Here is a 624-nt window from a genome sequence, read left to right on the forward strand (position 1 = left end):
ATTAGATAGAATATATGAAGCATATTATGATGGTATGGGCGAAGAGTTTGGTAGAAAGGTAAGAGAGAGAATACACTGGGTTTGTTCTCAAGCTAAAGGTGAAAAAATACTTGATATTGGATGTTCTCAAGGTATTGCTTCAATATTACTAGCTAGAGAAGGAAAAAAAGTATTAGGTATTGATTTGAACAATGAGTCTATTGAATTTGCTAAAAGAGTATTAGAAGATGAATTAGAGATAACCAAAAAGTATGTAGAATTTAAGACAGCAAATTTTATAGATTATGATTTTAAAGATGAAAAATTTGACTCAATTATTATGGCTGAAATATTAGAACATTTAACTGACCCAGAAAGATTTATAAAAAAAGCATCAAAATTATTGAATGAAAATGGACAAGTTATAATAACTGTACCTTTTGGAATAAGTGGTAGTATTAATCATAAAAAAATCTATTATTTTAGCCAACTAATAAAAGAAGTAACACCTTATCTAAGTATAAAAGATGTGAAGTTTTTTGGGGAATGGGTTGGGATTGTAGCTGGTTTTAAAAATAGTGATATTAAAGAAAATAATATAAGCATGGAGCTTTTAATGGAACTTGAAGAATGTTTTGGTAAGGT

General features: G+C 27.9%; 1 protein-coding gene. It reads left to right on the forward strand.

Features of this window, described 5'->3' with window-relative positions; all coding sequences use genetic code 11:
- Positions 1–624: class I SAM-dependent methyltransferase (locus BFN48_RS12025; protein ID WP_141706180.1), on the forward strand; the 624-nt coding region annotated here is incomplete at both ends.

This window comes from Caloranaerobacter ferrireducens, assembly GCF_001730685.1.
Lineage (GTDB): Bacteria > Bacillota > Clostridia > Tissierellales > Thermohalobacteraceae > Caloranaerobacter > Caloranaerobacter ferrireducens.